General features: G+C 52.2%; 18 protein-coding genes and 2 pseudogenes. 14 read left to right on the top strand and 6 right to left on the bottom strand.

The annotated features are described in order from the left end of the window. Nucleotides 1–5 precede the first annotated feature (5 nt). Nucleotides 6–1,100 carry an iron-containing alcohol dehydrogenase family protein gene (locus B9Y90_RS16460; protein WP_085541903.1) on the bottom strand — a complete coding sequence of 365 codons (1,095 nt, stop codon included), beginning with the start codon at nucleotides 1,098–1,100 and terminating at the stop codon, nucleotides 6–8. A 254-nt stretch (nucleotides 1,101–1,354) separates the two neighbouring features. Between B9Y90_RS16460 and B9Y90_RS16455 the strand changes: the two genes are divergently transcribed. Further along, nucleotides 1,355–2,671: an MmgE/PrpD family protein gene (locus B9Y90_RS16455; RefSeq protein ID WP_085541923.1), complete on the top strand. Its 1,317-nt coding sequence runs from the start codon at nucleotides 1,355–1,357 to the stop codon at nucleotides 2,669–2,671. Nucleotides 2,672–2,688: 17 nt separating this feature from the next. Here B9Y90_RS16455 and B9Y90_RS16450 read toward each other — a convergent pair whose 3' ends face one another. Genes B9Y90_RS16450 through B9Y90_RS16440 form a run of 3 tightly spaced genes read right to left on the bottom strand, consistent with a single transcriptional unit; the run spans nucleotide 2,689 to nucleotide 5,262 of the window. Next, nucleotides 2,689–3,450, bottom strand: a complete 762-nt coding sequence (locus B9Y90_RS16450) for an amino acid ABC transporter ATP-binding protein (protein WP_085541902.1) — start codon at nucleotides 3,448–3,450, stop codon at nucleotides 2,689–2,691. After that, nucleotides 3,443–4,369, bottom strand: coding sequence for an amino acid ABC transporter permease (locus B9Y90_RS16445; protein ID WP_085541901.1), 927 nt, complete (start codon nucleotides 4,367–4,369; stop codon nucleotides 3,443–3,445). The genes B9Y90_RS16450 and B9Y90_RS16445 overlap by 8 nt, the downstream gene beginning before the upstream one ends. Further along, nucleotides 4,366–5,262: an ABC transporter substrate-binding protein gene (locus B9Y90_RS16440; RefSeq protein ID WP_085541900.1), complete on the bottom strand. Its 897-nt coding sequence runs from the start codon at nucleotides 5,260–5,262 to the stop codon at nucleotides 4,366–4,368. Before B9Y90_RS16440 ends, B9Y90_RS16445 begins: the two co-directional genes overlap by 4 nt. Before the next feature lie 369 nt (nucleotides 5,263–5,631). Here B9Y90_RS16440 and gss point away from each other — a divergent pair. The 4 genes and pseudogenes from gss to B9Y90_RS16420 all read left to right on the top strand — a co-directional run bounded on the left by gss (nucleotide 5,632) and on the right by B9Y90_RS16420 (nucleotide 10,196). Beyond that, nucleotides 5,632–7,494: pseudogene (gss, locus tag B9Y90_RS16435) on the top strand (bifunctional glutathionylspermidine amidase/synthase). Nucleotides 7,495–8,092: 598 nt separating this feature from the next. Next, nucleotides 8,093–8,431: pseudogene (locus B9Y90_RS16430) on the top strand (Tn3 family transposase); the annotation flags it as partial. A 342-nt stretch (nucleotides 8,432–8,773) separates the two neighbouring features. Next, the gene (locus B9Y90_RS16425) at nucleotides 8,774–9,442 is read left to right on the top strand and encodes a VUT family protein (protein WP_085541899.1); all 669 of its coding nucleotides are present in this window, start codon (nucleotides 8,774–8,776) and stop codon (nucleotides 9,440–9,442) included. A 22-nt stretch (nucleotides 9,443–9,464) separates the two neighbouring features. After that, nucleotides 9,465–10,196: a metallophosphoesterase family protein gene (locus tag B9Y90_RS16420; RefSeq protein ID WP_176227879.1), complete on the top strand. Its 732-nt coding sequence runs from the start codon at nucleotides 9,465–9,467 to the stop codon at nucleotides 10,194–10,196. Here B9Y90_RS16420 and B9Y90_RS16415 read toward each other — a convergent pair. Together B9Y90_RS16415 and B9Y90_RS16410 are read right to left on the bottom strand one after the other, a co-directional pair. After that, nucleotides 10,189–10,674 (bottom strand): hypothetical protein, encoded by a 486-nt coding sequence (locus B9Y90_RS16415; RefSeq protein ID WP_085541897.1) that lies wholly within the window; start codon nucleotides 10,672–10,674, stop codon nucleotides 10,189–10,191. The two genes, B9Y90_RS16420 and B9Y90_RS16415, sit on opposite strands and share 8 nt — an antisense overlap. Beyond that, a complete protein-coding gene (locus B9Y90_RS16410; protein WP_085541896.1) occupies nucleotides 10,675–11,328 on the bottom strand; it encodes a helix-turn-helix domain-containing protein in 654 nt (217 codons plus the stop codon). It abuts the gene before it with no gap. 153 nt (nucleotides 11,329–11,481) lie between these two features. Here B9Y90_RS16410 and B9Y90_RS16405 point away from each other — a divergent pair, with 153 nt between their 5' ends. The 9 genes from B9Y90_RS16405 to B9Y90_RS16365 all read left to right on the top strand — a co-directional run bounded on the left by B9Y90_RS16405 (nucleotide 11,482) and on the right by B9Y90_RS16365 (nucleotide 20,504). Further along, nucleotides 11,482–11,832: a hypothetical protein gene (locus B9Y90_RS16405; RefSeq protein ID WP_139827409.1), complete on the top strand. Its 351-nt coding sequence runs from the start codon at nucleotides 11,482–11,484 to the stop codon at nucleotides 11,830–11,832. Between the two features lie 513 nt (nucleotides 11,833–12,345). Next, on the top strand, nucleotides 12,346–13,914 hold the full coding sequence (locus tag B9Y90_RS16400) for a conjugal transfer nickase/helicase domain-containing protein (RefSeq protein ID WP_176227878.1): 1,569 nt from the start codon (nucleotides 12,346–12,348) through the stop codon (nucleotides 13,912–13,914). Between the two features lie 70 nt (nucleotides 13,915–13,984). Then, entirely contained in the window at nucleotides 13,985–15,001 is a 1,017-nt protein-coding gene (locus B9Y90_RS16395) for a tyrosine-type recombinase/integrase (protein WP_085541893.1), read from the top strand. 422 nt (nucleotides 15,002–15,423) lie between these two features. Then, nucleotides 15,424–16,296 carry a ParA family protein gene (locus tag B9Y90_RS16390; protein ID WP_085541892.1) on the top strand — a complete coding sequence of 291 codons (873 nt, stop codon included), beginning with the start codon at nucleotides 15,424–15,426 and terminating at the stop codon, nucleotides 16,294–16,296. A gap of 46 nt (nucleotides 16,297–16,342) precedes the next feature. Next, entirely contained in the window at nucleotides 16,343–17,713 is a 1,371-nt protein-coding gene (dnaB-PI, locus tag B9Y90_RS16385; RefSeq protein ID WP_085541891.1) for an SPI-7-type island replicative DNA helicase, read from the top strand. Beyond that, nucleotides 17,710–19,428 (top strand): ParB family protein, encoded by a 1,719-nt coding sequence (locus tag B9Y90_RS16380; RefSeq protein WP_085541890.1) that lies wholly within the window; start codon nucleotides 17,710–17,712, stop codon nucleotides 19,426–19,428. Before dnaB-PI ends, B9Y90_RS16380 begins: the two co-directional genes overlap by 4 nt. Continuing rightward, the gene (locus tag B9Y90_RS16375) at nucleotides 19,425–19,670 is read left to right on the top strand and encodes a TraR/DksA C4-type zinc finger protein (protein WP_085541889.1); all 246 of its coding nucleotides are present in this window, start codon (nucleotides 19,425–19,427) and stop codon (nucleotides 19,668–19,670) included. Before B9Y90_RS16380 ends, B9Y90_RS16375 begins: the two co-directional genes overlap by 4 nt. After that, nucleotides 19,663–20,250, top strand: a complete 588-nt coding sequence (locus B9Y90_RS16370) for a DUF2857 domain-containing protein (protein WP_085541888.1) — start codon at nucleotides 19,663–19,665, stop codon at nucleotides 20,248–20,250. The genes B9Y90_RS16375 and B9Y90_RS16370 overlap by 8 nt, the downstream gene beginning before the upstream one ends. Beyond that, entirely contained in the window at nucleotides 20,247–20,504 is a 258-nt protein-coding gene (locus B9Y90_RS16365; RefSeq protein WP_085541887.1) for a ParE family toxin-like protein, read from the top strand. Before B9Y90_RS16370 ends, B9Y90_RS16365 begins: the two co-directional genes overlap by 4 nt. Nucleotides 20,505–20,577: the final 73 nt, after the last annotated feature.

Below are 20,577 nucleotides of genomic sequence, written 5' to 3'. Positions count from 1 at the left end.
TAAATTCAAAAATTGTCCTGAAGCGGCGGTGAAAAATGATCGGTGGCGAGCAGCGCTTTTTCCAGCGAGTCTGGCGAGAGTGCGAACGGCAGTCGGGCGGCACTGGCCGCCGGGAAGTTAAACTGAATGGCTAACGCCCGAAGCCTTTCTGCACGGTTGCCATACAGTTCCGGGAGCCGCAGCGGGCTGCCGAAACGGCGCAGCAGCGCCACGAGTTCGTTGTCCGGCTCGCCGTTTTCTTGCTCAAGCAGAGACTGGACCAGCAGGCAGTAACCGACTTTTTCACCGTGCAGCCAGGGATGTAATTCCGGCTGGTGGGTCAGTCGATTATGGATGGCATGGGCGACGCCGGGCGTGGGCAGGTCATCGCGCATGCTGTTAGCCAGCCCGGCTAACACGATATTTGCGTCAATCACGCGTTCCAGCGCAAAGCTCACTCGCTGCGCCTGATTGTCTTCGACTGCCTCATCGCCCCACTGATGATAAGCCTCGACGGCGCGCTGAGCGGCCATCACCTTAAGATCGAGTGCCAGACTGTCGGGATTCTGGCGTTGGTAAGGACGGAATTCGTACCATTTTGCCAGGGCGTCAACAATGCCGGCTTGCAGGTAACGCGCGGGACTGTTGGCAATAACTTCGCTGTCGACCAGAACCAGCACCGGCATTTTCTTCAGCGGCTGGCTGCGCAGGTGCCCGCCCTCGGCGTTGTAGATAATCGCCACCGGTGACCAGGCCGCACAGGTGGCCGCCAGCGTAGAAAAGTTGATGACGGAAACGTGCTCCAGCTTATCGCCAGCGGCTTTGGCGCAGTCCAATACCCGACCGCCGCCGATGGCCAGAATGGCGCTGGCACCTTGCTCATGCGTTTGTTGGCTAAGCTCGTTAATGGCTTCGTCGGTGCATTCTCCGGCAAGCCAGGTGACTTCCCAGCGGATCTCGCGAGCGTCGAGGCTCTGCGTCAGTTCAGGGTTTACGGCCTGCCAGGCTTTGGGGGAGGTGATAATGCGAATGTGGCTGGCAATCGGCTTGACGTACTCGCCAACTCTGGTCCGCAGGCCGGGCTGTTGCAGATAGGCTTTGGGGGATTTGATCGCTAACACGTTTCTACCTTGATGAAATAGCCTGATTTCTTATTAACTTATTAATAAGAAAGGGAGAGTTGTTTTTTGTTTTAGCGCTAAAACCTCCCTGAATGGTACGGCAACGCGAAATTTAAGCAATGCATAATTAGGCGATTGCTATTCACAAATTTGCATAACCTTTGCCTGATTTCAGATATAGAAGGCGAGGGCTTTATTGCTATTCTGCGGCGCTGTGCCACGCAATCTCTTCGAGGGAAAAAATGCCGAATAAAGTGAGCCTTACCGCGTCGCTTAGTCAGTTGATCGTCAGCTCTCAGCCCGATCCCGCCGTGCAGGACAAGGCGCGGCAGGGGCTGCAGGATTTCTTTGCCGTGAGCTGGCCGGTGTTAACAAGACAGGTGCCGGATAGCGGTTTGCCTGTTTTAAAGGCCGTTTATCAGGAGAGATCCCCGTCTGCCCTTGCCTTGCTGCTGGGGTATGCCGGACACGCGCTGGATTATGATGATTTTCACGCTGATTTTCGTGGCCATCCTGGCGTGGTGATTTTGCCGGCGCTGCTGGCTTGGGTAGGTGAAACGCCTGAATTAAGCCTGTCGCACTTTTTTGACGCCTATGCGATTGGCGTTGAAGTGGCCGGGCGGCTGGGACTGGCCATTACGCAAAAGCACTACACGCTTGGCTACCACAACACGGCTTCCCTGGGGGCGATTGCGGCCACGGCGGCCCTGGCGCGCTTTACCGGCGCAACGGCAGAGCAGACGGCGATTGCGCTGGGGATAACCGCAACCCAGGCCAGCGGGCTGCGCGCGCAGTTTGGTTCGGCGGTGAAACCGCTTCATGCCGGACTGGCGGCAGAGAGCGCGGTACGTGCCACGCAGCTGGCACTGGCCGGGTTCGATGGCAAAGCTGAAGGGGTACTGGAAGCCTTTTTGCAAATTGGCAGCGGGAGTGAAGCCTTACCGGAGAAACTGTTGCAGGCGTGGGGGCAGCCGTGGCGCATTATCAGCCCCGGGCTTGAGTTTAAGCCGTTCGCAACCTGTGCCGGGACGCACAGTGCAGCGGAAGCCAGCCGAGAAATTCGCCGGCGCTGGCAAGAGGCAGGGCGGTCGGTTACCGATCTGCTGCAAAGCATTGAGCGTATCACGGTTGCTTTCCCGCCCGGGGGCGATATTGCGGCCTCAGTGCGCGTGCCGACAAACGGTATCGAAGCGCGATTTAGCCTCGAATATGCCATCGCAGGCATGTTGATTTACAACGACTTAAGGATGGTCGACTTTGCTGAGGGCGGTGTTAACGCAGAAATTATGTCACTGGCGGAAAAAGTGGTACGCATTCCGGATGACAGCGCGCCACCCGATGCCCTTAATCCTGCCCTGCGTTTTCATGAGGTGACGCTTTATCTCAATAATGGCGAGACGCTGCGCCAGCGCCGCACTCGCCAGCAATCACTGGCCACGCCGGTAAACGTGCTGGCGAAGCTGGAGGCCGCACGAACGCCAGATCATATCAGCCTGTTTGCCCGTGTTGCCCGTCTGGAAAATACTGATGATTTGCGCCAGCTGATACTGGCGCTGAACGCTGCGCTTTAGCGGCTCTCAACAAGCCCTTACAGCACGGTGGCGATGAAGTTGCGGACGCGCGCGTTGTTTGGGTCATCCAGCACTTGCTGAGTGGGCCCGGCGGCGACAATTTTGCCGTTTTCCATAAAGACGATATTGTCTGCGACTTCCCGTGCAAAGCCGATTTCGTGGGTCACAATCACCATGGTGATCCCGGAATGCGCCAACTGCTTGATGACCTGCAAGACTTCGCCAACCAGCTCCGGGTCCAGCGCGGAGGTGGGTTCGTCGAACAGCATCACGCCGGGGTCCATAGCCAGCGCCCGGGCAATCGCGACGCGTTGCTGCTGGCCGCCAGAAAGGTTCTGCGGCCACTCCTCTTCGCGACCGGAAAGCCCGACCTGACGCAAGAGCGCCCGCGCTTTTTCCGTGGCCTGCTGGCGGCTCTGGTTTTTCACCCGCACGGGCGCATCGGTGATGTTTTGCAGCACCGTGCGGTGAGGGAACAGGTTGAATTGCTGAAACACCATGCCGATTTCACTGCGCTGACGGGCGATTTCCCGACTGCTAAGTTCGTGCAGGGCCTTGCCTTTTTGCTTATACCCTACCAGCTCGCCGCCGATGCGAATTGTGCCGCCGTCCAGTTTTTCCAGATGGTTGATGCAGCGTAGCAGCGTTGATTTCCCCGAGCCCGATGGCCCCAGAATCACGGTAACCGAGCCGGCGGGAATGTCCAGGTTGACCTCATCAAGGACGGTTACGCCCGAAAAGTGTTTAGTGACCTTACGCAGGGTGATTGCTTCAGCCATGGCTGGTACTCCTTTCTCTGCGCTGCGGGGCAAAGCCATTGAGCAGTGTTTTTAGCAGACTACGTTTCGCCCCTCGCGTGACGCCGCGCGAGAAATAGCGTTCGACATAATATTGGCCGACGGACAGCACCGAGGTAAGCAGCAAATACCACAGAGTGGCGACCAGCAGCAGCGGGATAACCTCATACGTCCTTTGGTAGATAATCTGCGCGGAGAACAACACGTCCTGCAGCGAAATCACAGACACCACGGCGGTGGTTTTCAACTGGCCAATGACTTCGTTTCCGGCGGGCGGCAGAATCGCACGCATGGCCTGCGGCAGAATGGTGTGGCGGAAGATTTGCGCCGGGCGGTAGCCAAGTGCTCTGGCGGCTTCCAGTTGCCCGTTGCTGACGCTCTGAATCCCCGCCCGCACAATCTCTGCCGCGTAGGCCGATTGATGCATCACCAGCGCAATAACCGCCGCGCTAAACGGACTGATAAGCGCATTAGATTGCGCGCTCCATAATTCACCCAACCCTGGAAGCGAGAGTGAAATGGTGGGGTAGAGCGCCGCGATGTTATACCAAAGAAACAGCTGAACCAGCATCGGCACGCCGCGGAAGAACCACGTATAGCCCCAGCTCACGGCGACAAGCACCGGATTGGACGAGAGCCGCATTAACGCCAGAACGGTGCCGAAAGCAAAGCCCAGGACCACGGAGATAACGGTCAGTTGCAGGGTCATTAACACCCCCTGCAGAATAGATGTCTCAGTGAAGCTTTGTGCGATCACGCCCCATTCAAAACGTGGGTTGTTGATCATCGAATGTGCCATGGCGACGACGCAAATCAAGACCACTAACGCGCTTAGCCAGCGGCCATAATAGCGTTTGCCGACAATGCGCAAATCGTCCGTACTGTCTGGCGATGGGTTCATTTAAAGATCTCTTCGTTACGCTTGGCTTCGGTGACTGCGCCGTAGCCAATGCCCCAGTTGTCGAGGATTTTCTGGTAGCTGCCGTCTTTGATTAGCGAGTTCAGTGCGGCCTGTACCGCAGGCTCCAGCGCTGATTCTTTCGGGAAAGCAACGGACACTGGGGCATCGTTGACGGCAATTTCGCCGCTCATTGCCAGAGGTTTGATGAGCTTCACTTGCCAGGTTAGCCCCTCATAAGGGCCAAAGAACATCGGGACGCGGCCGCTCACTACCGCCTGAACGCCAGCCGGGCGGTCAGGGAATACGGCGATTTTGATGGGGGGCTTGCCAGCGGCTTCACACGCTTTGCTGGCTTCTTCCAGACGGGTGATTTGCGTCGTGCCTGCGCCCGCGCCGACTTCTTTCCCACATACGGCATCGAAGGATTTAAACGGCGTGATGTTGGCGCTTTTCAGCGAAATAATGCCCAGTCTGCTGGCGTTATAGTAACCCACAAAATCAACCTGCTTCAGGCGCGCCTGCGTCGCGTTGATATTGGAAAGCGCGACATCGTAGCGGCCCGTTTTCAGGCCCGGAATAATGTTGTCGAAGCCGCCGGTGTCACGCCATTGTACGGCCAGGCCAAGTCTTTCACCCACGGCGTTCATTACGTCTATTTCTCTGCCAGCCAGCGTTTTATTGTCTTCTTTGTAGAACGTGGTTGGTGGCGTATTGGGGTTGGTGCCCGCCACGATATACCCGCGCTGGGCGATATCGGCAGGCAACAAGCTCTTTAATGAGGGATCGGCTTTGACGTGCAGTGTGCTGTCTGTCGGCACCGCCGCTTCTGCCGCAAATACTGAATGAGTCGACATGGCGAGGGCCGCCAGGGTCAGGCCTTTTGCAATTTTCACTGAGATTTACTCCTGATATTCACGAATTACAGCTCCCCGCATCGGGGAAATATGCCCGGTGGAAACCCGGACTCAATGTTGGAAACAGTGTTTTCTTTTTAAATGCAGGAGCGCCCTACATCGTCGGCAGGGGCCATTCTCAGGGAATCAAGGCGGGGTTAACAAATGCGAATAACGGATAACTATTTCTGTTAAATGGCAAAACGCTTTGGCGATGGGGTGTTTTAAAATTCGGGGTGGTTAGCCGCTTCGCCTCTGCACAAAGTGAGCCGCAGGGGTGTATGATGGCGGTTTCTCTGTCAGGTTAATTTTAACGTGCAGACGACAATTCGCGTAACCTTTGCCGCCTGCCTGATTTAGGTTGGACACATGCATACAGGAACAGCAGACACCGACGCCCCTTTTGGCACTCTTTTGGGCTATGCGCCGGGTGGCGTAGCGATTTACTCCTCTAATTACGGCAGCCTCGACCCGAAAAACTACCCCGAAGATGCTGAGTTTCGCAGCTATATCGGCAACGAATACATGGGCCACAAATGGCAGTGCGTAGAGTTTGCGCGCCGCTTCCTCTTCTTAAACTATGGCTTTGTCTTTACCGACGTTCACATGGCGTGGGAAATCTTCTCGCTGCGTTTTTTACGTCAGGTGGTAAACGACAATATTCTGCCGCTGCAGGCCTTTGCTAACGGCTCAAAACGGGCACCGGAGGCGGGCGCGCTGCTTATCTGGCAGAAGGGCGGTGAGTTTCATTAAACCGGCCATGTCGCCGTGATCACTCAGCTTATCGGCAATAAAGTGCGTATTGCCGAGCAGAACGTGATTCATGCACCGTTACCGGTCGGGCAGCAGTGGACGCGCGAGCTAACCCTGGTTGAGCACGAAGGTCGCTACACGCTGCAGGATACGTTTGCCGACACGTCGATTCTTGGCTGGATGATTCAGACCGGGGAGACGACCCACAGCGAGCCGCAGCCAGAAATCGGCGGTGAAGCGCTAAAAATTGGGGGGGCCCGGCTGGCCAATAAACGCCAGTTTGACGGCAAATGGCTGAATGAAAAAGATGAACTCCAGCAGGCCTATATACAGGCTAATGGCCACGTTATTAATAAAGATCCTTGCCAGTATTTCACTATTACTGAAAGCGCCGAGCAGGAACTGATCAAGGCCACTAACGAGCTGCATCTGATGTACCTGCACGCCACGGATAAAGTGCTGAAAGATGACAATCTCCTGGCGCTTTTTGATATCCCCAAAATTCTTTGGCCGCGTCTGAGGCTTTCCTGGCAGTGGCGTCGCCATCAGATGGTCAGCGGTCGCATGGATTTTTGTATGGATGAGCGCGGTCTGAAAGTGTACGAATACAACGCCGATTCTGCCTCCTGCCATACCGAGAGCGGGCTGATTCTCGAGGAGTGGGTCAAGACGGGATATCGGGGTACCGGGCATAATCCGGCCGAAGGATTACTGGAGGAGCTTACCGGGGCCTGGAAGCACAGCAGCGCTCGCCCGTTTGTCCACATCATGCAGGACAATGACGCCGAAGAGGATTACCACGCACTGTTCATGCAGCGTTCGCTGATGCAGGCCGGGTTTGACACCAAAATATTGCACGGCCTGGGTGAGTTAAGCTGGGACAGTGCCGGGCAGCTTATTGATAATGAAGGTCGGGCGGTGAACTGTGTCTGGAAAACCTGGGCATGGGAAACTGCGATTGAGCAAATTCGTGAGGTCAGCGAGACCGAGTATGCCGCCGTGCCAATCCGCACAGGCAATCCTCAGGGAGAGGTGCGCCTGATTGACGTTTTACTTCGCCCGGAAGTGCTGGTGTTTGAGCCGCTGTGGACGGTTATCCCCGGCAACAAAGCCATTCTGCCGGTGCTCTGGCAGCTGTTCCCGAACCACCGTTACCTGCTGGATACGGATTTTGAGGTGAACGATCTGCTGGCAAAAACCGGTTACGCGGTGAAGCCGATTGCCGGGCGTTGCGGCAGCAATATCGATCTGATAAGTCATCACGATGAACTGCTGGATAAAACCAGCGGTAAGTTCGTTGACCGCAAGAATATCTATCAGCAGTTGTGGTGCCTGCCCAAGGTGGATGGCAAATACATCCAGGTCTGCACTTTTACCGTGGGCGGCAGCTACGGCGGCACTTGCCTGCGTGGGGATGATTCGCTGGTGATTAAAAAAGAGAGCGATATCGAGCCACTGATTGTGGTGAAAGACAGCTAGCGGTTTAGCGGCTTAAGGATGAGTTGATGGCCCGGATGCTGTTTCGCTCCGGGCAAATCGTCTGCTTATACCACTGTAATTCATCTATTCTGTTTCGGCATGGCCAGCGCTATTTCTTATTTTTATCGTGGTTATCCATTTATTAATCTACCATTATTTTAATGAAATTAACGCCAGGCTTTAGATGAGAGCTCCCTTGATTTTTTGTTGATATCTTTTTTCCATTTTAAATATAGTTAACTCAATTGATTGCGATTTTTTCTTGATGATTTTAATTTTTTATTGTCTGGGGCTAGATATAACATAACCGCATTACGGTATTGATGGTATTTATATAAATAATGCGAATCATAATTTATATGAATATTTTATCCGGAGAGAGAGGTTTTCCTGGTGGAGGATATTACCAGGCTGGCGCGCTAAGATATCCTGGATGGATTGAACGAAATGCCGAGATTTTGCTGTCGTGGTAATGTTGAGACAGCAATAAAAGGGAGTTTTTGTGAGAAAAGATAAAAAATTATTCTTGATGATAATGTTCTTAATGCCTCTAAAAAGAGAATCGATTGGGTATTCGATACCTTTGATCAGGTCTGCGTCTCGACTGGGGGAAATCAGAGATCGGGGATTGGAAAACCAGAGCTACCGGGCCAGTAGGCTGACGTTGCTGACTGCGGCAATTTCACTCTGGAATACGGTATATATAGAAAGAGCCATCGATTCTCTAAAGCGAAAAGGGATCCCATTCAATGACCAGCTGATTTCTCATCTGTCCCCGCTGGGATGGGAACACATCAACCTGAGTGGAGATTACGTCTGGCGAACAAACCTCAAGCTGGGACAGGGGAAATACCGTTCATTACGCTCAGTTGACAGCAGTTTGTACAAAAAACAGGCTTGGCGTAGGATATTTTCCGTTTTCCAAGCGGCCCCCTAGTTAGCATCAGCAGTTTAGGGAATCTCTGCCGACCTCCTGACCTTACCCATAGTCTCCCATCGGCGTCTGGTTATTTTCAATCTGGTGACAGGGTCTACCATGATTGATACACACTACCCTGATGACTTTAATTTCTCCTGATTTAATTTCCTACAGCAGTGGGGTTATCCATTTAATAACATTTCGTACTTGTCAGGTGCTCTTATCTTGCCGCCAGTGTTAAAAGGTGGGCATTGTTATATTAGCATGAGGGTGGCTGTAAGAGGGGTGCAGAGAGAATAATTTTGTTTCGATCTTCATGAAAATGAAGAACAGGTGTTTTTTTCTTAATTTTAAAAGGAAATGGTAATGCAAGGGAATATAAAATTATACAGCCTATTTATAGGTCTTATAGTTACGATAATGATTACATGTGATACTTTGGTTTACAAGGTTTTTAACATCTATGGACTTAAGATTACCGCCAGTGGAATTGTGTTCTCACTGTACTTCTTGATTTCGACAATTATTACTGAGGTCTACGGGTATAAATTATCTGTAAGAGCTGTCTGGATAATGGTTTTATGTCAAACTTTATATGTCCTAATATTGAACTCAATTTCTGTTATACAGCCTGAAAATAATGAATTGGCATCAAATTATTATCATTTATATCACGAATTTTGGCGGGTGATGGTGGGAACCTGGATCTCTGTACCTGTATCATATTTTATTAATGGTTTTATCATTTCGAAAATGAAAGTTGTTTTTTCTGGCAAGTATTTTTTCATGAGGTATATGATAGGTTCTATGTCTACTCAGGCCGCATTGTTACTTACAGCGTATCCAATTAGTCTTTCTGGAAAGTATTCAATGATGGATTTGTTAAATATAATAAGTACAACATGGACCTACAAAGTAATCATGTCAATTGTGTTACTACCGCTAGCAATAATTATGGTGGGCGTTATAAAAAAAATAGAGAAAACCGATCATTATGATTGGGGTATATCTTACAACCCATTTAAATGAATTGTGGTTACGGAGAAGTTATATGAGAATAATTCAGTTGAGTGACATACACCTTTTTTCTGATGAAGGTGAACTAACGACGATTCATTTTAACAACTTTAACAGAGTAGTCGATTTTATTATTGATAATAAACATGCTTTAAATGCCGACTTCATTATTGTAACGGGTGATATATCACACGACGGTGGATTGCCATCGTATGATGTTTTTTTTAATTTAATGGCTAAAATTGGTTTGCCATTTTATTACTTGCCCGGTAATCATGATAATTCGATTAATTTGTGTAGTTCAGGCGTTAAACATGGGGCGGTTTCCGATACAAGTTTAGTATATGATGAAGACTGGGTGGTAATTACTATTGATTCAATTTTTGAGAATGAAGATTTTGGGTTTATATCTAATAACTCACTTCGAGATTTAGAACATGCTGCTAATTCAGCTGGAGGGAAGAATATAGCTTTATTTATGCACCATCATTTAATTCCAGTGGGAACGCCTATTGTTGATGATTGTATGTTACGTAATGCCTCTGATGTGTTGGAGTTATGCCTCAGGCTAAATATAAAATTCATTGGTTCAGGTCATGCACACACACTTTTTCAGAGAAAAATTGAAAGTGCATTGGTTTCAGTTTGTCCAGCTATCTGTTCTCAATGGCTGAATGGTACTAAAGAAGTAAATGTTGTAAAAAATAGTGGGTTTAACATTGTTAGCCTTGATGATAATATTCATATTGAAACTTGGCTTATTTAATTAACGTGAAAGTCTTTTTCTTGTCAACTTTAGCGCTACGGTTTGTTAATGAGGTGGATATTTCTCTGCCTTTTTTTATTCCAGTGTAGTATGCGATTCGGGTTGCATCCAAAGTCTCAGTTTTATCAATTAGTTCCTTATTTCTAATAAACTCATTTCCTGAGATAGAAATTGAGATATGTTCATTTTCTATTGTCCATAAACAATTTCTTTTTTCTTCCGAGATTACGAGTTTTGAAGAATCCAATTTTAGTTTGCACTCGGTTTCTGCGATTAATGCAATGTCTTTTGGGTTAACCTGCCTCAGGAAATCCCCATCAACTAACTGGTTCCAGCTTTTCTTTACGAAAGTATGCGTGCCAAATTCTTTAAATAACCATAGCCCCTCTGAAGTTCGACCTACGCTATGGTCCAAAGTATAAAAATAAAATGGTGTATATAATTTTTTTATATTACGAAGGATTTTTAAAATTCCCATTTATTTTAATCTCTTAATTATTTTTAATAAAACGCCAACTATATTATAATCACTGTAAGATTTTGGTATATTATCTGTTTCTAATGAAATGGTTGTGAATTGTAAGTTAGTATCAGAAACGTAGACTCTACGCAGACATATGGGGTAGTTTTTCAATTTTACTAAGACAATATCTCCGTCACAAAATGGTTCATCAAGTGATATAACACAATAAGTCCCTCGATCCAATTCAGGAGACAAGGAGTTATTTGTTATCTCTACTGTAAATAACGATTTGTCACTGACATCGTCAACTTCAGTAATATAACTATCGGTCACCTTCATTTTGTTCGCTAAAAAACGTTCTATCTCGCTATAGCTAATCAGGGGTATCGATTTCACATTGTCGCTTGTGTCATCATGTTTTCTTAAATTTTTGTCTGTTAGATCCCCTACCTTTACATCAAAAAAATCTGCGATGGACGAAAGCGTTGATATTGTTGGGTTTCCTATACCTTTTCTCAAGTTGTTGATTGTTGCGATGCCGACTCCTGTATGGATGCTTAGCCCCTGTGCATCGATGCCCTTCATACCCATAAGCGATGTCAGGTTTTTGCTGATAATTTTCAGTAGATTAGACTCATTGCTTGATATTTTAATGTCATATTCTTGCATTATAATGTTTGTTCCTGTATTTTAATGTTAGGCGATTTTTAAGGCAATATTGCTTAACTTATTAACATAACTTACGGTTTTTGAGTAAAAAACTCAATCTGATATAAGCATGATTTTGTAAAAGAAAGAGAGTTGATAAAATTGGAGGCTGAGATGTCAGATTTGTTGATAATAATGAGTGTGCCGGGCCTGATTATCCTGGTGTTAGTTGTGATTGTCGTTTATCTGAAATGCCAGTGCGGGGTGATTCAAACCAAACTGGAGCGGGCGATAATAATGAGGAAGACAATTGAACATAACTACGATGTACTTATTGATGAACTAATGGAGCCTTCTGGTGGCATTATGAAAGAGCTAAACAGTATTCGAAATCTTACTCAATATCTCCACTCATTACCAGATAATGCCGCAAAAAAATCAGCCCAGGCAGAGATTGGTTATATCGAGAATGAATTAAATCAGTTGTTGCTCAGGGCTATCAGTCGTAAAGGCAGTTATTGCTGAGTAAAACAAATTTTTCCGGATTTCAGGGATCGATTCGTAATTTCTTCAGCGTTAATGCTGTATATAACTTCCGTAATTTGAAGATGCTTATAAAAGAAAGTATTTCAGTCTGAGAATACTGAATTAACCCTATGGGGCTTCCGATGTTTGAAAAAGAATGTAACTCTTTAATCTCAGTATTAAGGACACTGCCTCTGACCAAATGACTTGGTATCCGGCCTGCTTATTTGGTGCTTTCTCCTGCACCATGACGACGTCGCCAGCGCCGGTCTTTATTCCGGGCGTCTGATTAGCTTTTAAAGCCGTACTGATAGAAATATTTTTACATCCGCACAGTGAGTTAATTGTGGAGAGTAGTATTACGTCGGGGACAGAATAATGCTCTTTATTTGTGCACCAAGGACCGCTGATGTCTTATTCTGATACGCCCGAACAATTCTCCGTAGACACGGGTGATGAACAGTCTGGCATATGCCCTGTTGAATGCCTCAGAAGCGGAAGGAGAGAAGGGACATGAAGCTTAGCTGGCTGAAATCTCTTTCCGGGCGGGGCAGACCGCAAGCAGGCCCTCCGGTTTCCATCGGCCCTGCGCAGCAAGTGGTCCCCGGATACCATATCCCACAAACGGTGGCTGTGCTGACCGCCACCCCGGCAAGACAGCCATACCTGCAGCAGCTGTGGGATAACAGCGCCCTGCCCGCAGAACAGTACCAGCGGCTGTATTTTTCGCCTCTCGCGCAACTACTGGTCCGGGTGCAGAACGTACCCGCTGCGCGCTCCGGCCCCTGGTCGGAGAGTGGGGGTTATGGCGATATGGTGATGAAATTTGTGAGCTGCGCCGTGCGTCTGGCAAAAACGCATTTATTACCTCCGGGGGTGGCACCCGAAGAGCAGGCGGCCCAGGGGCCGCTGTGGAATGCGGTGGTGTTCTGGGCGGCGTTGTTCTATCACCTGCCGCTGCTGAGTCAACTGGAAGGAGAGTTGAGGGGCGGCCAGCCCTGGTTGCCCGGTATGTCCGTGCCTGACGGGCCTTACCGCTTTCGCTTTTGCTCCAGCCCGTTGTCTGCAGGTCAAAACCCGGGCATCACGGCGTTGATGGCCGGCCAGCTGCTGCCGGGATATGCACCCGCCTGGTTATCCACGTGCCCCGCCACGCTGCAGTGTCTGGGGCAACAGTTATGCCGCTTGCCGTTCACGCTGCCGGTGATTGATGAGCTGCTGCTGATTGCTGTCGAAAAATCGGGCGCGGCGTTATCACTGCCTGCATCACCGGCGCCGGCAAGTACGACACTGTCTGCGGCCCCCGTTAACCCGGCTTACATTCCGCCAGTTAGTGGAGAAACAGCCCCTGTCGCGCCCGTAGAACAACCTGTGAAATTACCCCCCGCGCTGGAGACGGCGTTCTCAGCGATACCGGCGGGGGGAACTGAAAGTATTGCGCCGGCGGTGAGTGATGGGTTGGTGCCTGATGAGGACACCCTGGCATTACTGACGTTACTGGCGGCCGTTGAGCCAGCGGCTACAGATTCTGTGATTGTGCCCGGCGTCAGCCTTATCGCTGAAACCGGCGGTTCCCCGGGAACGGATATTGATGGTGCTGGCCAGGCACTGAGCGTATCGCCTGATATCGATACCTCCCTCCCCGAGCAGAGAACGGATATCCAGACCGGTACGTGGCGCCAACATGCGGCCAGTGGCGTGAGTGGCTTATCCGAAAATAAAGGGGGGCTGGAAGAGGGGGAAGCTTTCTGGGGCTGGCTGCACGAGGGGCTTCGTCAGGGGAAAATGTCCATCAATTGCCCTGACGATAAATTGCATCTGGTTGCCGGTTTTTTGTTTTTGCCGGTGCCCGGCATTTTCTTCCAGTACCTGAAAGAAAATGCGCGCCCGACAGAAGACAGGGAACGCGTTCAGGAGAGCTTCGAATTGCTCAGTCGCCATAAACGAAGGGATAACCGGCGATTTTTCTTTGCGCGGATTTACACCTCTGGGGAGGGTAACGGCCCGTTTAAACGGGCAAAGGGGTATCTGATCAGAGGCAATTTGCTGTTTAGCCAGGTCCCCAGGACAGCGGCTACCTGATTATTTCTTGATGTCCGGGGATGCTCCCTGGTTAGCACAGTCTCTACCAATTGTGAGGAGAATACCGTTAATGGAAAACGCCAGGAGTGATGCAGTATGGGCGGAGCTGCTTAATGACTACTTTTTTAATAAATTGCTGCGGGATGCAACTGAATGGAGCTATGAAAAGGTGGTCAGCGGTTTCAGGAAGTTTATTGGTAAGCAGACGCTGCCGGAGGCGGTGGTCCGGCAGGACGTGCTGCGCTGGCGGAGACAGGTGATCAAGGAGCAGGGGCTGTCGGGGCATACCTGGAATAACAAGGTGACGCACATGCGGGCGTTGTTTAATTTTGCGATTAAGCACCACAGATACGGCGGGGAAGAAAATCCCTTTAACGGCGTGTCGATACGCACGGCCAAAAAACGCAAAAGGCCCCTGTCTGAAGAGCAAATATTGCGGGTGTATCTGATCATGCAGCAGTTTGAAGAAGAAGAGCTGCTGGGTCAAAAAAGGAGTGTCCGGGGAGGAAACAGCCAGTGTGCCCTTTACCCGGCGTGGTACTGGCGAACGGTGCTGGACACGCTGCGCTTTACAGGAATGCGCCATAACCAGCTGATGCATATCCGGCTGAAGGATGTGTGTCTGAAGACCCGGTGTATCGAGCTGCAGCAGGAAGGAAGTAAAACGCACCGTGAGTGGGCGGTTTCGATAGTGAGCCAGTTACAATCGGAACTGGCTCGTCTGATTGACGAGATGGGCGCCTGTGGTGCAAAGCCCGGCGACCCGCTGTTTGATATTGAGCGGTTGCTGAGCCGGGGTCAGGGTTATGAGACGCGTGCTGAGGGACCCGCCAGACAGCCGCTCCGTTCGTTTTTTCGGCGATTGTCGAAGGAGTGCGGCTTTGAGGTCACGCCGCACCGGTTTCGGCACACGCTGGCAACGCGGCTGATGGAGGCACCGGATCGCAACCTGTCGCTGGTTAAGGGGTTGCTGGGCCACAGAAATGTGGCCACAACGCTGGAGTACATCACGCTCAGCATGGATATCGCCTCCAAAACGCTGGAGCGCGAACTGGAGATATATACGGACAGCCAGCGCAGCCTGTAGATAACCAGGGCACTTCAGAATGCAAGTTATAGCCAGAGTGGCAGCAAGATGTCAACGGAGGAGATAGTGCAGGGCGGTTTTACACGTGTTGACATTGTGGGTATTGACTGTAATCATAATCAGTGATCGAGAAAAGGGAACTGCTACAGACAGTTCCCTTTCTTGAGAAAGATATTAAATCCATCGTGTGAAATACGAAGCTTAATGGATTTGGGTACCCTTCTCTTAACCGCCCGTCAGATTTCTCAGTTCTGACCAGCGTGCTTTGATGTAAGTGGTGCCCGGACTCGGAATCGAACCAAGGACACGGGGATTTTCAATCCCTTCTCCCATGGGTTCTGATTTTACAGTAAAAGTCAAATGCTGTTTTATTTGATCTGAACCGATGATTTTCACTCCAGTTTAATCAATTGGATGTGAAAATGAAAATATTGCCCGTAATTTCCACCAAAGGTGGCGAAGGTAAATCTACCCAGGCTGCCAACCTCGCCGGTTTTCTCGCTGATGCCGGTTTGAAGACGCTTTTAATCGACGGCGACTACGCTCAGCCGACCGCCAGCAGCATTTATGAACTGGATTATGAAGCGCCTTGCGGCCTGTTTGAGCTTCTCATGCAAACCGCGGATTTATCCCATCCCGAACAGATCATCTCCCGCACTATTATCCCTGGCCTCGACCTCATCATCTCCAACGACCCACACGGCCAGCTGAAAACCGCCATGCTGCACGCGCCGGATGGCCGACTCAGGCTGCGCAACGTGCTGCAGCATCCCCTGTTTCAGCAGTACGATGCCATTATTGTTGACTCTCAGGGCGCGCGTTCCGTCATGCTCGAGCTGATTTTGCTGGCCGGCACGGAGACCGCCGTGGGCGTGGTCAAACCCGTTCTCCCTGACGTGCGTGAATTCCTGCGCGGTACCATTGCCATGATGGAACAGCTGTTGCCTCTGGCCTGCTACGGTGTACGCCTGCCTGAAATCCGGATCCTCATCAACTGCATGACCTACACGGTGCTGGCCCGCCAGACACTCAGCGACCTGAACATCATCATTGGTCAGGGCAAATACAGTGAGCACGCCGCGCAGCTGCCGGTCTCCCTGATGAACACGCAGATTTATGACCTCGATATCTATAAGTTTGGCCATGCTGCAGGCCAGCCTGTTCACCGGCTGGAAAAAAACACCTCGCGTAAAAGTGACAGCGCAGCTCAGACCATGCACAGCCTCGCCTGTGAGCTGTTTCCGGCGTGGACGGCGCAGTTTGATGCGGTTATCGCCCGGGAGGAACGCGCATGAGCCTGGTCCACTGTTCCCTGACGGCTTCACTGACGGAGGTGTGCGTATGACCACGCAACCGCTACCGGCTCCCCACGCCACCGATGCCGAACAGGCGGTACTCGGGGGCCTGATGCTCGACAACGACCGCTGGGACGATATCGTCCTGCTGCTGGCCCCGGACGATTTTTACCACGGGGCGCACCGCTTCATCTGGCTGGCTATCGCAGAGCTTGCCACGCAGGACTCGCCGTTTGACCTGATTACCCTCAGCGGGGTACTGGAGTCCCGTGGGCAGCTTAACCAGGCGGGGGAGTTTGCCTACCTGGCGGAGCTCAGCAAGAACACGCCCAGCGCCGCCAACATTGTGGCCTACGCCCGCATCGTCGCGGAAAAAAGTCGCCTGCGCCAGCTGCAACAGCTCGGGCGAATGCTGACGGCGGATACGCAGGACCACAACGCCGATGCCACCGCGCTGGCCGGGCGCGCCGAAGCCAGTCTGTTTGCTCTGGCTGAAAGCGGCAGCACCCGACAGGTTCAGGAAATGTCGGCTATTGATGCACTGGGCACTCTGGTCAGCCATCTGGAAACCGTCAACGGTGGGACGGGGGTAACTGGTACGCCAATGGGGTTTCACGAGCTTGACCTGCTGACCTGTGGTCTTCAGCCCGGCGATCTGGTGCTGCTGGCAGCCCGCCCTTCGATGGGTAAAACTTCACTGGCGCTGTCTGCCTGCACCGGGGCGCTGCGGGGGCGTCAGGATGAGTCCGTGCTGATTTTCAGCATTGAGATGCCGGTCGGGCAACTGATGATGCGTCTGGTCGCCATGGAGGGGCGTGTGGAGCTTTCCCGCATGCGCTCCGGAGACATGCGCGACGAAGACTGGGGGCGGGTTTCGACGGCGGCGGCCACCATCAGCGAATGGGGTAACCGTCTGGTTATCGACGATAACAGTCAGCAAACACCCGCGTTGTTGCGCGCCCGTGCTCGCCGATATGTGCGTAAGTACGGCAAACCTTCTCTCATCATGATTGACTACCTGCAGCTGATGCGTTCGCCGGAGCAGGAGAATCGCACGCAGGAAATTGCCGAGATTTCCCGCAGCCTCAAGGCACTCGGCAAGGAACTCGGGTGCCCGGTGCTGGCCCTCTCCCAGCTTAACCGGCAGGTGGAAAGCCGCGCCGACAAACGCCCAAACAATGGCGACCTGCGTGACTCCGGGGCGCTGGAGCAGGACGCCGACCTCATCATGTTCATCTACCGCGACGAAGTCTATAACCCCAACAATGCTATGACCGGGGTGGCGGAAATCATCATCGGCAAGCAGAGGCAGGGGCCTGTGGGTACCGTTCGGGTGCAGTTCGAGGGGAAATACACCCGTTTTTCTGACTTCCCGGAAGGCGGGTATCACCCCGGTTATGAGAGGGCCAGCGCATGAATATGAAGAACGTGGACTTAGGCACCGCCATGCTGCAGCGCGGTCGTCAGGCAACCGCCGCGCCGGTTGTACCCCAGCCAGCCAGCGAAATGCCGATGGTGCTGACGCTTGACCAGCTCCGGCCTAATCCGGATAACCCCCGCACGTCGCGTAACCCCAAATTTGATGATATTAAAGCCTCCATCCTGGCCCGGGGGCTGGATACCGTGCCTAAGGTGACGCGTGACCCCGATGGTGAGGCGGTTTATATCTTCAGCGACGGCGGGAATACGCGTTACCAAATTCTGACCGAGCTGTGGCAGGAAACCGGTGAAGACCGTTTTTATCGTCTGCACTGCCTGTTCAAGCCGTGGCCGGGGCGACTGCAGTGCGTCATCGGGCATCTGGCTGAAAATGAGGTGCGCGGGGAGTTAAGTTTTATTGAAAAAGCGCGGGGTATCCAAAAAGCGCGGGCTATATATGAAGATCAACGGGGTAAAAAAGTCTCCCTGCGCGAGCTGGCATCGCTCCTGACCGGGGAGGGTTTTCCCGTTCATAATTCCAGTATCAGCCGGATGGATGACGCCGTGAGGTATCTGTATCCCTCCATGCCCCGGCTGCTGGAGTCCGGTCTGGGAGCCCCGCAAATAAGGATTTTACTGGCGCTACGGCAGGATGCTGAGAATGCGTGGAATCAGTATAAAACGAGTGCTGATTCTTCCCCTGGGCAGTCTTTTGGGGACGTATTTGGGGCATGCTGCCATAAATTTGATTCTCCTGAACTCTGGTCAGCAGAAATGTTTCGCGACGAGCTGATTGGCGATCTGCTGCAGGCGTTGCCCCACCCGGCACTGAATTACGACCGCTGGCTGCTTGAACTCAACCCCAAAGAGCGTCACCGCCGTAACGTTCTGGGGGATACGTCGCCATTGCCTGAACTGGCTGACGTTCCGCCTGCCCAGTATGTCCCCCCTCGTCCCGCTGGCAATCCACAAAACAATGACTGCGATATGCCCCCGTTAACCTCTGCGCAGGAAAAGTCCGGTGACGGGCAGAACATTCTTATGCAGGCGCAGGAGGCTCAACCCTCACGGGTGGGGAAGGGAATGCCATCCCCGGTACCTGAAAAAGGCGCGCCTGACGTCAGCCCCTGCGTTCACCCACTCCGCCCCGAACTACAACCCGATATGTACGGCGGGGCTCCTGTGCTTTCCGGTGACGTGTCGGAGGAGGATATCGCAGACATGTTGTCTGGTGCAGATATACCGCCCTCGCCCGAACAGCCCATTGCCGGGACGCTGGATTTTGCCACTGTCGGGCTGGAGCCCGTCGGTAACATCTGGCATATCTCACCGTTACACGATGACATTGAGCACCTGCAGGCGATGGCATTCCGGCTGGCTTTTGAACTGGCTGAAAGCCGGGGGTGTGAAGCCGGGATTATGCCCGATGCTGCCCATCCGCGGGCTGCGGGCTACAGCCCTGCACCGTCTACAGACGTCTCTGTCTTCGGGGCGCAACTCCTGTCTTTAGTTGACCCGGCCCACGAGGCGCACACCCTGGCGTTAGCCTGTCTGCTGACAGGGACGTCCGAGCCGGCCTGCGGCCCGATGCTGGATGACGTGTGTACTGTTAAATTTTTGCGTCTTATCCGCGTGTTGCGTCGCCTGCGAGAACTGCAGCGTGGCCTGCCTGTGGGCGATGACGTGGCTGATACCGAAGGAGGCAATGCATGAGTGACATTATCGATCAGGCCAGCGAGTCTGAGGAGTGGTATCGCCAGGTGGCGTTGCGTGATTTTGGCAACAAAAACACGGTTCAGGGCCCCTCGCTGATCCACTGCATTTCCTGTGGCGAGGAAATTGAGGCCAGACGTCGTCACATTATTCCGGGGTGTACCCAGTGCGTAACCTGTAAAGACAAAGAGGAATCCCGGAGCCGACACAGGGCATCAGCCCGGAGGTATCATAATGAATAATAACCATATTGCACAGGCGACGAACGGGCTGCTGACACAGCTGGTGCTGGATTTGAAAAGCGGCTATCTGCGCCGCTGCGAATCGCTGGGTTTAGACACACAGCAGATGCAGGTGCTGCTCAGTCTGACGCTGGAAGACCTGCACTACCTGACCAACAGCCAGGTGCCCGTCATGTCTTTTCAGATTGATTATGAAATTCTGACGCGTATCCAGCAGCAGGCCCGGCTGGAACAAAAGCGTCTGGAGAGCATTGACCGTGCGCTGGTGCTGGGGGGCTCCATTGAGCTGATGCAGCACTATTTCGGGTTATCGAGTGCGGAGGTGGCCGCCCGTCGTCGTATTGCCGGCATTGATGTCCGGTCCGGGCGGGGTAATGTCCTCAGCGATGAGGACAATGCGCAGGTCTGGCTCAACTGGCAGAAAGCGGGGGTCGCGGATGCTGACACGACTGACGGGCTTGATGTGATGATGCTGACGGCTGAGCAAATGGATGTGTCATTGACGGCGGTCTGGCATGCGGTTCACAGCTGGCATAAGTTGCAGCCGGCTTCTGTCCGGGCAGCGAGGAAAATGGCATGAGAAAAGCGCGACGGGAGGTGTTTCCGGGACTGCATACACAAGACAACGTTCCTCCCTTACCCTGTCATAAGGCGGTGGTTGAGTTACAACGTTTTCATCAGGGCGTGCACAACTATACGCGACTCAGGGAGAAGGGAACGGGCTACCTGAAGATCAACATCGGTCTTTTCTGGCGGCTGCTGAGTCGCGACAGGGGGCGGACGTGGGAGCTGATGAGCCACGAACGCTACAACTGTGAAATCCGCAAAACGTGATGTTGCCCGGGCGTGAGCTTATCCTGCATCCGGTACGCAGGGTGCAGCAATCAGCTTATGGGACCACCGAAGG

Origin of the sequence: Cedecea sp. NFIX57 (assembly GCF_900177785.1) — a bacterium.
Taxonomy (GTDB): Bacteria; Pseudomonadota; Gammaproteobacteria; order Enterobacterales; family Enterobacteriaceae; genus Cedecea; species Cedecea neteri_C.
Note: the sequence above shows the minus strand (reverse complement) of the source record. Positions and strands in the feature narration are given on the sequence as shown.